Below are 13,728 nucleotides of genomic sequence, written 5' to 3' on the forward strand. Positions count from 1 at the left end.
GCATGAGCGGCATCTTCATGAACTATCGCCGCCACTTCCGTGAGGCCGGCGACGACAGCGAACCCGCTCTGGTCGAGGCGCTCGCCGACCGACTCCGGCGGCACTTCGGGGACACCGAGGTGTTCCTGGATGTGGAGTCAATCCCCGTCGGCGAGCGGTACCCCAGCCAGCTCCGGGACCGGCTGAGGGACGCCGAGGTGCTGATCGCCATCATCGGTCCCGGCTGGCTGGCGGAGACCCGGCATCGGGCGACCCGGCCGGCAAAGGACTGGGTCCGCTGGGAGATCGCGGAGGCGTTGCGGCTACCGGGCATGGTTGTCGTCCCGGTCCTGCTGGGCGAGACCCCTGTCCCGGTGGCGGATGACCTTCCGGCGGACATGCGTGACCTTTCGGCACGCCAGTCGCAGCGTATCCGGCACGGCACCTTCCGCCTCGACGTCATCCGGTTGATCGAGGCGCTGGAGGCGCACGTCCGCCCGACCTGGATTCCGCCCGAGGAGCCCGCGAAGAAGTCCGGAGTCTCCGGACGGCTGACGAGGATTCTCGCCGCTGCGGTCGGACCAGCGATCCTCGCCACCGTTCCGTACTACTCACAAGCAAACGAATCAGAATCGGATTCGCCTCTCGGGTTTTTGCAGACCTACGCACTGTTTGTCTTTTTCGTCGCCCTGTTGCCTGTTGTCTTACTAGCTGCAGCGTTGCATCTGGCGGAATCCTTGAACAGGTTCGAACGCGCCATCTTGGTAGCGAACCCGGCAGCCATGCTGCTGGGGCAGGGCATGGCGATGACTTTCATCCTGGGACTGATTCTTGGCGTGCTGGTGGCCCCCAATGCGACCGACGAAAGCCTCAGCTTTCTGATCTCATTTGTCCTGGTGTTTATGGCCGTGCCGATTTTTGGTGGCTATTACGTCATCCTTGAGCAGGCTGCACGGCAGTGGCCGCCGGCTGTCACGGTCCGCGGTGAGGCCGCCGGCGGCCGCGCCCTCCGGGTGATGGCACAGTACCGGCAACGTTCGGCCTCCCGATCCTTGCCGTTGTCCCGCCTGGAGCGCGATCAGACCGCGTGGCTGCACGGGCGCCTCGAGGAGGCGATGAACGGTCTGCGCGAGGAGACTCGGCGAGGCTGGGTCAACCAGATCAAGTCGATGGAAAGCTTCTTCATATTCCTCATCTCGCTTGAACTTCCGACCGCCACTCTCCCCTCCCTGTTGCTTCCGTGGGCACTCAGTCGTCACGGTGCGAGCCCGGTTTGGATCGTGGGCGGTGTCGTGGTAGCTGTTGTTGTCCCCATCCTCGGGCCGTTGGCGTGGGTGCTGTACGTACGCGTGAAACGACTGGGGACCGACCGGATCGCGGGTGAGATCGACTCGTTTCTGCGCGAGCTTGAGACCACGCTGGCCGCCGGTCATCACTCGGTGTCCGTGGGTGCGCACCCGCTGTCCGTAGGGGATCCACCATGAGTAGAGCTGGCGCGAGCGCGACGGGTCACCACGCCACGACGCGATCGAGCGGGCGGTAGGCGGCAGTGAACCCGCGACCGCCTGCCGAGGGTGACGTGCCGCCGACGCGCCGCGAGGCCGATCAGGCCGTCGACCCCGGGCCACAGGTTCCCGCCACACGCCGGGAGCACCCGGCCGAGTCCGGGGTGGCCGTACCGGTGACCGCCGGTCTGCTGCGGCTGCCCGACCGGGTGTCGGGCTGGTCGGTGATCGCGGCGTTGCCGGCGGGCGCGGAGGCCGACGTCTTTCTGCTGCGCGACGCGGCGGGCCACGACCGGGTGTTGAAGATCTACCGGCCGGGGATCGTCATCGACGAGGACGCGGTCGACCGGCTGATCGGGCTGCGCAGCGAGAGGTTGGTGACGCCCATCGACTTCGGTGTCGCGGAGGGCCGGCGCTGGGAGCTGACCGAGTATTTACCGGCTGGCACCCTGGCGGACTTCGTCGACCAAAGCCCCCGCCCGGTGCCGCCGGAACTGCTGCGGCACGTGGTCGCCGAGCTGACCGAGGCGCTCGGCGAACTGCACTCGGCGACAATCGTGCACGGCGACCTCAAACCGTCGAACATCATGGTCCGGAGCCTTCCGCCGGACCTCCGGCTGGCGCTGGCCGACTTCGGACTGAGCAGGTACCTCGGTCCAGCATCGGTGCGATTCACCAGCCGCGGCGTGACGTTCGCCTACGCGGCGCCGGAGAGTTTCGCCGGCGCCTACTCCCCGGCGGGCGACTGGTGGGCCGTCGGTGTGGTGGTCCGACAACTGGCCACCGGCCAAGCCCCGTTCGAGGGTCTCGACGAGCGAATCATCCAGCACGAGGTGACGGTCCGGGGCGCATCCGTCGACGGTGTCGCGGACCACCGGCTGCGGCTTCTCTGCGAAGGGCTCCTGGTCAGCGACCCAGACCATCGGTGGGGCGAGGCGCAGGTCCGGCGGTGGCTGTCCGGCGGATCGCCCGAGGTGCACCGTCCGGCCTCGACGTCACGTGCCGCGCCGCTGATCCTGAAGGGGGTGCCCTACCGCACCCGCGCGCAGGTCGCGCGCGCGATGGCGGCCCACTGGAGCGACGCGGCGGACATGTTCCTGCGACGCGTCGGCACGCGAAAAGACCCAGGCGAGGGGTGGCGCGTGCTGCGCGCCTGGCTGGAGCAGTTCGACGACGATGTCGACGAACGGATCCGGCTGATCGACCAGACGTTGACCCACCCCGATCACACCCCCGATGTGCGAATGGTGCATTTGCTGCGCTGGCTGGACCGGGGGCAACCGGCGACCTACCTGGGGCTGCGAGTGGGGTCGGAGCACCTCGCCGATGCGGCGGCTGTGGCGGTGAGGGAGCCGGACGGCCGCGCGGCCACGGCGGTCCGCGACCTGTGGCGATACTCGCTCCTGCCGGTGCTCGCCGACTTCGGCGACGGCCAGGCCCTCGTGCAGGTGGACACACGCTGGCGGAGCTCGGCACAGGATCTCGACGCGCTCGCCACCCGGGTCGATTTGCCACCACAGGCTTCGTCGATGCTGGCGGCGCGCCGAACCGAGCACCGGGCCGTCCTGCTCAGCGTCGCCGCCGATCCGGATCGGTTGCGACCGCTGCTGGACAGCGCGGTTCGGGATCGCGGAGAAATTACCGAGCACCTGGACTGGTTCGAGGCACTGCCTCCGGTGACCGACGTGGCCAGCGCGCTGTGTGTGTTGACGGTCGTCCCCGCCGCCGTGCAGGAGTGCGCCGGCATCGTCGAGGCCCGTACCCGGGGACAGCGCGTTCTCGACGAGGAACTGAAGCAGCTCAAGGCCGGACGGCCGAAGGCCCTATTGTTCGCCGCGGCGGCCTCCCTGATCTGGGCGCTGGCCGTCGCCGCTCCCGTGTTCCTGCCCCATCTTCTTCCCGACCCACGTCTCGTGATCAGACACTGGTCGGTCCCCGTCGCGGAATGGCTGGTGCCCACCCTGGCCGAGGTCGGCTTCGCGGTGCGGGCTGGATCCTTCTACCATCCGCGCTGGTCCGCGCTCGACCGAATGCGGTGGCTGGCTCGGCGGGTGCCCACCGGCTGGGCGGCGCTTCGCAGGGGCGCCAACCGCGTCCGGGGCGGCGCTCCGCCGCTGCTGCTCGGTGTGCTGACGTTGGCCTGCTGCTGCGGCGTTCCGTTCCTCTGGTCGGCAGGACTACTGGCCGTCGCCATGGTCGCGCTCATCGGGCCACTGGTGCATCTCGGCTGGACCGGCACCCGGATATGGCGTTTCGGTCAGGTCCGTCGACAACGAAGCCGTGACTTGCTCGGCAGCGAACTCACTCAGCGGCGAAACGGGAGGGAAGCGGAATGAGCGCTGGCAGTGTGGTGGTGTTCCCGGTGGGGGCCGTGATCGGGACCGCAACCGTCGTCGGAATCCGCGCCACGGCGGCACTCGGCAGGCTACTCGAGGTGAGCCCAGGCGAGGCAGCCGCCCGCAACGCGCGGATCCGGGCACACACCACCGCGCGGCGGCAAGCCGTCGCCGCCCAGGAGTCGCAGCGGGACCAAGCCGTCCACGCCTGGGAACTGCGACTTGAACGCCGGGCGGCCGCCCGGGTCGACGCGGCGTATGCGGCGTCCGCCCTCGCACAGCAAGGACTGCCGGCGGAGCCCGCGCTGGCCCGGCCCTCCGACTCGGCGCCCGAATCGGTCTGGGACGCCTGGTGCGACGACGTCAACCGGGTCCTGGAGGGAGTGTTCAGCCGGGCCTCCGCCGCCCGGACGGTCACCGCGGCACGGGGTCTCGCGGACCTGCTGCCACCGGTGTCGGCCGCGGCGCTGCGGACCGCGGCGGACGAGATTGACGAGCCGGAGCCGCTGCCCGGCGGTGGTTCGGACCCCGCCGCCGCCGTGGTGCGCATCCTCGCGGGCCTGCACCCCATGGCCGCCGCTGAGGATCGTGCCAGAGCCGAGGCCGCCGCCGCTGACGTCTGGCGCCGGCCCGACGAGCGACGGCCGCGCCTGCGGCAGGTGCAACTGCGGGTGCAGGAGGCCAACAAGCGGGCGCGGGTCCGTCGCTCGGACGCCGTCGTCGCGGCGGAACTGCTGGACGCGATGGAACCGTACGCGGCGCAGCAGGATCTTGACGCCGGCGCCCTACACCGGGCCAGGGCGGGCCTCGTCGACGTGGTGTCCGGCCGGGCGGAGCTCAACGACCAATTGTTGAACGAGGTTGAGCAACTGCGGTCGGAGATGGAGGAGCGAGCGTTGGCGATCGCGCTCCAGGATGCTGTGGCGGACGCGCTGACCGAGATGGGCTACAGCGTGGGCACCGAGTTCAGCGTCGGGCAACCCAGCACGGGCAGGCTCGCGGTGAGCCGACCCGACGACGCGGACCACCTGGTGCGTTTGAAAGTCGACGCAGGGGCACGCCGGATGCAGTCGATGGTCTACCGGACCGGACCCGGCGAGAACCCCCACGCCGACGCGGCAGCCGAGCACCGCTGGTGCGCCGACCTGGAACAGGCACTGGCCAGTCTCCGGGAGGCCGGCTTGCCGTGCGCGCACACCGAGCTGCGTCACCCGGGCGCCGAACCCACGCCCCGCACGGCTCCGCGGCAGCGCACCGAGCCCCGGCGCCGGCTCGGAAGCCGCGAGGCGGAGGGAGACGTACGGTGATCGACGACCTCGCGGGCTGGCCGGCGTTCGCCCGCGAACTGCACGCGACACTGCCGACCCAGTCGCAGTACGTGTTGTGGGGCAACGCCCACGACTCGTACCTCATCGACACGCCCAGCGGGGTGCGGCTGCTGTCCCTCACCGACGTGATACGTGAGCTGCTGGACCGGAGCGGCTACACGTTCGTACTCGATCATGATCTGATCGATTCCGGTGCCGTGCACCAGATCGGCAGAAGCGACGTGACGACTGCAACCCGTGCCCTCCTCGACGACGGGTATCGCCCCGGCGGCCCGACGCCCGACCTGGGCGCGCTGTTCGTCCAGCTCGCCGCGATCGCCCAGCCACGCACCAATGTGCGGGCGGCAGCCATCGTCCGAGCGGCGCACCTGCTGCGGCATCCGAGCGATCCGGACGACGCCGAGCGGCAGTTCCTGCGCCGCATGGAGAAGCTGGCCCGGTCGGCGCGGCCGGTCGCGGCCGAATCCGGTCGGACCCAGAGCCTGTACAACCCGGTGATTTGGTTGGTGGAGAACGAAAGTGACCTGCCGGCCTGGCTGACCGCGGGCAAGGACCGGATCCGCGTGATCAGCCTGCCCCGACCGGACTACGGCGATCGCGAACGCTGCGCCCGCCGGCTGCTGCACAGCCAGATCCCGGACGCGACGTTGCACGAGCGGGCTCGCTCGTTCGCCGAGCAGTCCGAAGGCCTCACCCTGCAGGGCATGATCGAAGTGACCAGGCTGGCACGTGATCGTGGGCTGAGCCCGGAGCAATGGCCCGACGCGACCCGAACGTTCAAGCTCGGGGTATTGGACAATCCCTGGCGCCGCGACTACCTGCACACCCGGATCCGAGACGGGGAACGGTCCCTGCCCCAGCGGATCATCGGCCAGCGCCAAGCCGTGACCAAAACCCTTGACATCCTCAAACGCGCCGCTCTCGGCCTGTCCGGCGCCCATGCGGCGCGGGCATCGTCACGCCCCCGCGGAGTTCTGTTCTTCGCCGGTCCGACAGGGGTGGGCAAGACCGAGTTGGCCAAGGCAGTGGCCCATGTGGTGTTCGGCGACGAGGCGGCCTACCTGCGGTTCGACATGAGCGAGTTCTCCGCCGAGCACGCCGGCGATCGGCTGATCGGTGCTCCACCGGGCTACGTCGGTTTCGAAGCCGGCGGAGAACTCACCAACGCCGTGCGTCAGCAACCCTTTCGGGTGATTCTGTTCGACGAGATCGAAAAGAGCCATCCGCGCATCCTCGACAAGTTCCTGCAGATCCTCGAGGACGGGCGGCTCACCGACGGCCGCGGCGGTACTGTCCACTTCTCCGAATGCATCCTGATCTTCACCAGCAACCTCGGCATGTACGTCGACGACGGCACGGGCCAGTTGACGCCGACGGCTACGCCGGGCACTCCCTACGACCAGGTCGAGGCGATCGTGCGGGCAGCGATCGAGGATCACTTCACCCGGGTCCTCGGTCGACCCGAGCTGCTCAACCGCCTCGGCGACAACATCGTGGTGTTCGACTTCATCGGGCCGGAAGCGGCCGAACAGATCTTCGAACTCCAATTCGGCAACGTGCTCCGGCGCCTCAGCGAAGAACACCACGTGTCGGTCACGCTCGACCAGCCGGTCCATGCGCGCGTGCTCAGGGAGTGCACGCGCGACCTGTCCCGAGGCGGCCGGGGGATCGGCTCCGCCCTGGAGACCGCGCTCGTCAACCCGCTGGCCCGCGCCCTGTTCGACCGGCTGGCGGCACCGGCGGGCGACGCGCCGGCGTCCGGCGACACCACGTCGCTCGTCATGACGGCTTGGCGGCGTCAGGCCGGCGTCATCACCGTGGAGCTCTCATGACGACCATCGAGATCAGTCGCCTCCACCACCCGGTCACCACCCTGGGATACGGCAGGAGAGCCGGAATCTGGCTGCAAGGCTGCACCCTCGCCTGCACCGGCTGCCTCGCCCAGGACACCTGGCCTCGCCGCCCCGACCGGTCGGTCCCCGTCGAGGAGGTGCTCGACTGGCTCACGTCGCTTCCTCGACCGATCGACGGTGTGACGATCTCCGGCGGCGAACCGCTCCAGCAGCCGGTCGCGCTCGCCGCGCTCCTCCGCGGGATAGCCACCTGGCGGAACACCAGGCCGATCGACATCCTGCTCTACACGGGATACGGCTGGTCGCGTGCCGCACGGCTGCCAGAGCTGCGCGCAAGCTGCGACGCCGTGGTCGCGGGTAGGTACGTCGAGCGGCGTAACAACGGCGACACCCCACTGCGTGGCTCGGCGAACCAACGCGTCATCACCCTCAGCCCGCTGGGCCACCAGCGATACGGCGAGGCCGCTCAGCTCGTCCGGGCAGGCTTGCAGACCGGCGTACTCGACGGCCGGCTGTGGCTGGTCGGGATCCCACGGCCCGGCGAGCTCGACCAGATCGCCGATCATCTGAGGGCCCGCGGCATCGGCGTCGGGGAATCGACATGGAGCGGCTGATCTGCCGCGCCTGCGGCGCACCGGTCGGCTCCGGTGACATCGTGTGCGGGAACCCGGACTGCTATGCGAACCTCACCGCCGTCTCGGCGGTCATCGAGGCCGACAACCTCGTCACCCCGCGGCCGATCGACCCGGTCGCCATGGACATCACCTGTCCGTCGTGCGGAACGGCGTGTCCGCCGGGGAGCCGGATGTGCCCTCACTGCCTCAGTGTGCTCGAAACCGTCCTGACGATCGCGTTGCTCGACCCGCCGTGGCAGACAGTGCTCGAGGCCGGAGGAACCCTGATCCTCGGTCGGGACCCCGGCTCGCCCGCGGCGGCCGCGCTGTCCGGCCACGACGCTGTCTCGCGACGACACGCGGCTGTCACGACGGCGCCGGACGGGGCCGCGACGGTGACCGACCTGTACTCCACGAACGGCACCTGGCTGGACCAACGGCGGCTTGAACCCGGCGCACGCCACCCACTTCGACCTGGGGCCACCCTGCGACTCGCATCGACCGCGACGTTTCAGGTCGAGTGACAATCCGAGCCAATCGCCCCCGGCGCAGCGGATACTCAACTTCCGGCCTTCCGAACGGGGCAAGGGGCGGGGCGGGCGTGATACCAGCGCAGCTCATCGGCCGCCTTCCTGAGCGCCGCGCCCAACAGCGCCTCACCCCGTCGGAGCAACTCCCCGACGAGATCGAGGGGGTGCCGGTCGACGTCATCGAGAGCAATCCCGTACCGAATGTGGATGTCCGGCACTCTCGGCACGATCCTGTCCTCGTTGGCATCAACGTCGGAAACCTCAAGGTCGGAGGTCCCGGCACCGGAGACCCGGGGACGCTGGGGGCCATCGTGTTCGAACGGGGCACGCTGCGGCCTCTGGCGTTGACGAACTGGCACATGGCGGTCGCTGATCCGCCGGTCACGATGGATCAGATGATCCAACCCGACCCGGTTGCGCCCGATCCGGAGCCGCCGAACAACTTCCTTGGCCGCCTGCTGCGCTGGGACCAGGGGCTGGATGCCGCCGTGAGTTCGATCGGTGAGCAGGACGCCAGTCGCAGCCGGAACGTGTCCACCGACATCGAAGGGCTGCCACTGCCGGCATCCGTTAGCAACCCGCACGTCGTCGGCCTCAAGGTGCTCAAGTCCGGGCTGCGGACCGGAGTCACCGGCGGCACCATCGACGGCACGGACGGCACCGAGTTCTCGGTCGTTCCCGACGACTTCGCATTGCCTCAGGGGGTGCTCGGCGATCACGGCGACTCGGGGGCGTTGTGGCTGGACCGGAACACCTTCACGGCGGTCGGACTGCATTTCGCGAGTATCAGCAGCCCAGAGGTCCGGGCGTGGGGGAAGTCGTTGTCCAGGATCTGCGACACGTTGAACATCTTCGTGCTGGACGTCGCAGCCATCGGCACCCCGCGGATCGACGGGCACTGCCGTGTGCTGGCCTCCACCCGCGCCGATGCTCCCTGCAATCTGCGAATCGTCTATCCCAGCGGGCGCACCAGCTTGGTGCCAGCGCTGGCTCCCGCAGCCGCATCGGTCGAAAGGTGGCGTGGCCTTCGTAGTCGTCGTCTACCTCTTAATCTTCCGTACCAGGACGGCCTGTCATGAGGCGCCTCATGACACGTCAGGTCAGGAGTTCGCGTGCCAGGGCCTCGGTCCACCAGCGTTCGACTTGATCGGGTTGCCAGCCGCGTTCGTCGGTCAGTGTGGTGTAGACGTCGATGTTGCAGACCGCCGCGTAGATATCGACGGCCGACGGAATGTCCAATCCTTGCCGGAGAACGCCGGCCGGCCAGGACGAGAACACCTGGACCCTGGTTTCGTCCCCCCGCTGACGGCCGTCGCGGTAGACGCTCGCCAGCTCGGGCTCGGTGCGGCCCGCCTCGCGCACGAGCGTGATGACGTCACCGGCGCGCTCGAAGAGGCGCCGGTCGTAGCCGGCCATCGCCGCGAGTTGCCGCACCGGATCGTTCTCGGCCCCTTCCAGTTCGGCGAGCGACTGCGATGGATCCGCGGCGATGTCTGCCGCGTCTGCCAGGGCTTGGATCAGCCCGGTCTTGTTCCCGTACACCGCGTAGACGGTCGGCACCGAGACCCCGGCCTCCCGCGCCACGTCACGTACCGTGGTCGCCGCCCAGCCCCGGGAGAGGAACAGTCGACGAGCGGCGCTGGCGATCTCACCCCTGGTCTCTGCCGCTTGCGCCGCCCGGCGCAGCGACTCGTACCTGCGCCTGCCTGCCTCGGCGGTCATGACTTGCCCCCTTCGGTTTTCGGGCCTTATATTGAATATATGTTGCGTAAACTTGGCGTCGGAAGTACCTGGACGTTCTCACGGATCGCCGGCCTCGCCGGACTCGGCTTCGCCATCCTGATCGTCTCCATCAACGCCTTCCTGGTACCAGCCGGCCTGCCCCACACCGGCGCAGAGACCAACGACGTTGTCCAGTTCTTCACCACCCAACAGAACACCGTCGGCCTCGCGTCAGCACTCGCACCGATCGCCTGGGTGCTGGCCACCCTCTTCGGCGCCGGCGCGGTCTCCGTGCTGTGGCGTTCCGACCTCGAGCAAGGCACAGCCTGGTCCCTGGTCGGGTTCGCCGGGGTGATCCTGCAGAACATCACCTTCACCGGCGTGATGGCCACGCGGCTCGCGCTCGCGTCAACGACCGCGCAGGACAGCAGCACGATCGCCGGGCTCTGGGCACTACACAACGCGCTGTTCGTCTTCAACGGCACCTTCTTGGCACTGGCCATGACCGGCCTGTCCATCAGCGGCCGACGCGCCGGCCTGATCCGCCGCTGGCACAGCGGGATCGGTTTGCTTGCCGCCGCACTCCAGTTCGGCTCGGCCGTGCTGAGCCCTCTGGCCATCGACGACCCCGGTACGGTCGGTCTCCTCGGCCTTGTCGGCTGGCTAATCTGGGTCGTGTGGGTCGTCGCCTACGGCATCACCCTGATCCGCCCGACATCCGTTCCCATCCAGGCGATACCGAACAACCGAGGCACCGGTCCCGTTGAGTCATTTCGATGAGACCATCGGCAGGCCGATCTACCCGACGGCCAGCGTCGCCATCCAGCACAGCAGCGCGTCGAACCGCCGGAGAGCGCGCAGGCATAGACATCCGCTCATCGGCTACTTATCGACTGGTGGTGCCACCGCAACCCAGCCAGGCTTGGCCGAGCTGACTGGTGGGGTCGCTCTTTCTACGGCTGTCCACCGCCATCAGGTGTGACTGGCTCAGGGCAAGTGTCCCGTCGGTCAGCATGGCAGGTGGTGTGCCCGCTCAGCCGAGACGAGCTGCGGCGGTGGCACCGCATCTGCCGGCAAGTCGCCTCGTGATCGACGCGGCCCTCCTCTTCGCGCGGGTGCCATACTCGCCGACGTGAGTTCGCCGCTGGAAACCTTCGCCGGGCTGCTCGATCGCTCCATCCGAGAAATCGCAACTCTGGCCATGGACGCCCGGAGCTTCGACGCGACTCGCATCGGCCGCGTCGCCGACATCTGGGACAACAACACTCTGCCTCTGGTGAGCGCCGCATGTGCTCCCTGGCCACTTCGATCCAGCCGAGCCAGCACCGCCCTCCGATGGATGGCTGACCTCGGGGCCGACCGGCGGAGGCTGATGGTCGACCTGGACCCGAGCCTGGACGGGATGCTTCCCACCGCACTGCCGGAGCGTTCCGTACATCGGGACTACCAAGGGCGCGTCTCCCCGGGTACATTCCGGCTGACCGCGGAGATCATCGATGCGCTAGCCCACGACTACGACCTCGCCAGCGGCAGCGTGCGCTCGCTGACGGCACAACCGTCGGAGGCAGGATTGCAGGTACATCTGACCCTGGCCGCTCCACGGCGGTTCACACCCAGTACCGGACGTGCTTCGCGGGACGGATCCCCGTTGCCCTGGCCGGCCGCTCCGCTGAGGTTCACCTTCAACGGGGTCACCGACCTGCTGTTCGACGCCGAGGACCGGATCGGCATGGCCGTAAGCCGCACCAGCTCCGGGTCAGCCGTGACGATCGGGCGGAGCGGTCGCCTGCACGCGACCGAGGCTTCAGTGTGGCCCGACGACCCGCGATGGTACGAGTCGACGGCCGGCCAGGCGGCCGACCTAGCCACGCCACACGCACGGCCGCAACGGCGGAAGCCGGTACGGACGTCGACCCTGCCCGCACCGCAGCGGGCCGCAACTCGAGCGCTCGTCATGTTGATGCTCCACGCTCGGCTTGTGCATCACTATCCGAACCTCGCGGCTGGCGTACCGATCGTCGGCATCTGCCGTGCCGCGGCCGACGCGGGTAGCGCCATCCTTGCGGCGGCCGCGCGCCATGGATCGGCGCGCCAGACGGCATTCGCGGAGCTCGAACAACGGTGGCGTCACGTACCGCCCGAGGTGCCGCCTGAGGCGATCCGCTTCGGCCCGGTCATGCTGCGTCACGCGCGGTACGACGAGCCCCACGACGACGACGTCCCTCGCCACGGCTGTGCCGTCCTCCTTGCCGCGGTGCCAGGCGCAGACCCCGCAGGACCTTGGACTCTCACCAGCGAGGAGATCACCCGACCGTCGCGGTTTCGGATAACCAGTAGCGCGTTCGACCACGGTCAGCACATCCACGACGACGGCGGATTTCTCCGCGTCGCCGACGCGCTCGTCGTCCGCTGAACCGCGAGCAGATCACGGCTGCCTGTATCGCCGAACCGGCGGCATCACCGATGCATGTCGCGGGAGAGGTCACGCAAACCCGGCTACGCGACCTACGCGTACCGCCACTGGGAAGTCCACCGGATACGCACCACCGTGGGATCGGTGTCTCGAATGACGGAACTACGGCGGACTCCAGCAAGCTCACCCGCAACGCCAAGGCTCCAGCAAGCTGTTTGGGGCGACCACCGCAGGTTCACCCACAAGGACCTTGGTCAGCCCTCAACGGAGGGCCGAGGCGCTAATGGATGGTGAAGGTCAGCGGGTTCGAGATGCCGAGGCCGCCGTGGGAATCGTGGACCCGCACGGTGAAGGTGGACGACGTACCGGCCGACAGGGCCGTCTGGAACTGGTAGCGCTGTCCGCTGTTGGTCGGCGTCACGGCCAGCCGGGTTGCGCCGAGGTAAAGCTCCACCCGGTTGACGAGGTCCCCGGGGTCGGTGTCGGCGACGTCGGCGACCAGCGTGACGGTCGTCGGCTCGAGGAAGTAGGTCTGCCCGCCGGGGGTGCTCAACGCCACCGCCGGCGGGTGGTTGGTGCCGGTGGACGCCGGCGTCACCACCGTGACCAGCAACGGCGGCGCAGCGCCAGACAGCGACTGGTCGGTGCCGGCCGAGACGTACAGCACGAAGGTGGTGCTGGTGCCGGGCTCCCCGATCGGTGGTGTCCACAGCGCCTCGTACCGGTCGCCGGTCGTCCTCACCCCCCGGGCCACCGTGACGCCGTCCACCCGGAACGACACCGAGGTGATGCCGTGGCCGCCTCCCACGGTCGCGGTCGCCGCCAGCGGGACGGTTCCCGGCGTGGTGTACACCGCGCCGGCGGTCGGGCTGAGCCAGGTGACGATCGCCGGGTAGTCAGCGACCGGCGGTGTGGTCGTCCGGGTCGGCGTCACGCTGGGCAGGACGCCGCCGGTGCACGTGACGCCGTTGAGCGTGAACGACGCCGGTACCGGGTTGCTGCCCGACCAGGCGCCAACGAAACCGATGTTCGCGGAGCCATTGGTGCCCAGGGTCGCGTTCCAGCCCAGATTGGTCGCGCTGACCTGCTGGCCCGCCTGGGCCCAGGTGGCGCTCCAGGTTTGCGTGAGCCGCTGGTCGACTGCAGGGAACGCGAACCGCAGCGTCCACCCGTTGACGAGGTCACCCAAGTTGGTGACCGCGATGTCGGCGTGGAAGCCACCGGTCCACTGGCTGGTGACGACGTAGTTCACCCGACACCCGGCCGCCGCGTTCGCCGCACTGGCTTGTGAGATCGCGGCCATCATCGCGACCATGGCAACAGCGATGGTGGCCACAGCAGTCAGCGACTTCCGCATGGCACACCTCGCCTTAGATAGCTGAACGTCTATGAGAATGTCGACTGTCCTGCTGCTTCGCCCTCCTGTCAAGGCACGTAAGGCAGTCCTG

General features: G+C 68.8%; 11 protein-coding genes. 9 read left to right on the forward strand and 2 right to left on the reverse strand.

What is annotated here, in order from left to right; genetic code table 11:
* The first annotated feature begins 2 nt into the window (after positions 1 to 2).
* The 7 genes from ACGFH8_RS02740 to ACGFH8_RS02770 all read left to right on the forward strand — a co-directional run bounded on the left by ACGFH8_RS02740 (position 3) and on the right by ACGFH8_RS02770 (position 9,224).
* Entirely contained in the window at positions 3 to 1,463 is a 1,461-nt protein-coding gene (locus tag ACGFH8_RS02740) for a toll/interleukin-1 receptor domain-containing protein (protein ID WP_393362410.1), read from the forward strand.
* A gap of 65 nt (positions 1,464 to 1,528) precedes the next feature.
* On the forward strand, positions 1,529 to 3,820 hold the full coding sequence (locus ACGFH8_RS02745) for a protein kinase (RefSeq protein WP_393362413.1): 2,292 nt from the start codon (positions 1,529 to 1,531) through the stop codon (positions 3,818 to 3,820).
* On the forward strand, positions 3,817 to 5,127 hold the full coding sequence (locus ACGFH8_RS02750; RefSeq protein ID WP_393362416.1) for a hypothetical protein: 1,311 nt from the start codon (positions 3,817 to 3,819) through the stop codon (positions 5,125 to 5,127). Before ACGFH8_RS02745 ends, ACGFH8_RS02750 begins: the two co-directional genes overlap by 4 nt.
* Positions 5,124 to 6,980, forward strand: coding sequence for an AAA family ATPase (locus tag ACGFH8_RS02755; protein ID WP_393362419.1), 1,857 nt, complete (start codon positions 5,124 to 5,126; stop codon positions 6,978 to 6,980). Before ACGFH8_RS02750 ends, ACGFH8_RS02755 begins: the two co-directional genes overlap by 4 nt.
* A complete protein-coding gene (locus tag ACGFH8_RS02760) occupies positions 6,977 to 7,615 on the forward strand; it encodes a 4Fe-4S cluster-binding domain-containing protein (RefSeq protein WP_393362422.1) in 639 nt (212 codons plus the stop codon). The genes ACGFH8_RS02755 and ACGFH8_RS02760 overlap by 4 nt, the downstream gene beginning before the upstream one ends.
* A complete protein-coding gene (locus tag ACGFH8_RS02765; RefSeq protein WP_393362425.1) occupies positions 7,603 to 8,139 on the forward strand; it encodes an FHA domain-containing protein in 537 nt (178 codons plus the stop codon). The genes ACGFH8_RS02760 and ACGFH8_RS02765 overlap by 13 nt, the downstream gene beginning before the upstream one ends.
* Before the next feature lie 77 nt (positions 8,140 to 8,216).
* Entirely contained in the window at positions 8,217 to 9,224 is a 1,008-nt protein-coding gene (locus ACGFH8_RS02770; protein ID WP_393362428.1) for a hypothetical protein, read from the forward strand.
* Positions 9,225 to 9,240: 16 nt separating this feature from the next.
* Here ACGFH8_RS02770 and ACGFH8_RS02775 read toward each other — a convergent pair whose 3' ends face one another.
* Complete coding sequence (locus tag ACGFH8_RS02775; protein WP_393362431.1) at positions 9,241 to 9,867, reverse strand: TetR/AcrR family transcriptional regulator; 627 nt, start codon at positions 9,865 to 9,867, stop codon at positions 9,241 to 9,243.
* Between the two features lie 39 nt (positions 9,868 to 9,906).
* Here ACGFH8_RS02775 and ACGFH8_RS02780 point away from each other — a divergent pair, with 39 nt between their 5' ends.
* Entirely contained in the window at positions 9,907 to 10,647 is a 741-nt protein-coding gene (locus ACGFH8_RS02780; RefSeq protein ID WP_393362434.1) for a hypothetical protein, read from the forward strand.
* Positions 10,648 to 10,999: 352 nt separating this feature from the next.
* Positions 11,000 to 12,280 (forward strand): hypothetical protein, encoded by a 1,281-nt coding sequence (locus tag ACGFH8_RS02785; protein WP_393362437.1) that lies wholly within the window; start codon positions 11,000 to 11,002, stop codon positions 12,278 to 12,280.
* A gap of 280 nt (positions 12,281 to 12,560) precedes the next feature.
* Here the strand turns inward: ACGFH8_RS02785 and ACGFH8_RS02790 are convergent, their stop codons facing one another.
* Positions 12,561 to 13,709: a cellulose binding domain-containing protein gene (locus ACGFH8_RS02790; RefSeq protein ID WP_393362440.1), complete on the reverse strand. Its 1,149-nt coding sequence runs from the start codon at positions 13,707 to 13,709 to the stop codon at positions 12,561 to 12,563.
* Positions 13,710 to 13,728: the final 19 nt, after the last annotated feature.

The sequence above is a fragment of the Micromonospora sp. NPDC049175 genome, assembly GCF_043197345.1.
In the GTDB taxonomy this organism is placed as follows: Bacteria; Actinomycetota; Actinomycetes; order Mycobacteriales; family Micromonosporaceae; genus Micromonospora.

Excerpts from the sequence above, each read along its gene's own strand:
- ACGFH8_RS02740 (WP_393362410.1), top strand. The coding sequence starts at position 3 with ATGAGCGGCATCTTCATGAACTATCGCCGCCACTTCCGTGAGGCCGGC.
- ACGFH8_RS02750 (WP_393362416.1), top strand. The coding sequence starts at position 3,817 with ATGAGCGCTGGCAGTGTGGTGGTGTTCCCGGTGGGGGCCGTGATCGGG.
- ACGFH8_RS02760 (WP_393362422.1), top strand. The coding sequence starts at position 6,977 with ATGACGACCATCGAGATCAGTCGCCTCCACCACCCGGTCACCACCCTG.
- ACGFH8_RS02765 (WP_393362425.1), top strand. The coding sequence starts at position 7,603 with ATGGAGCGGCTGATCTGCCGCGCCTGCGGCGCACCGGTCGGCTCCGGT.
- ACGFH8_RS02775 (WP_393362431.1), bottom strand. The coding sequence starts at position 9,867 with ATGACCGCCGAGGCAGGCAGGCGCAGGTACGAGTCGCTGCGCCGGGCG.
- ACGFH8_RS02780 (WP_393362434.1), top strand. The coding sequence starts at position 9,907 with ATGTTGCGTAAACTTGGCGTCGGAAGTACCTGGACGTTCTCACGGATC.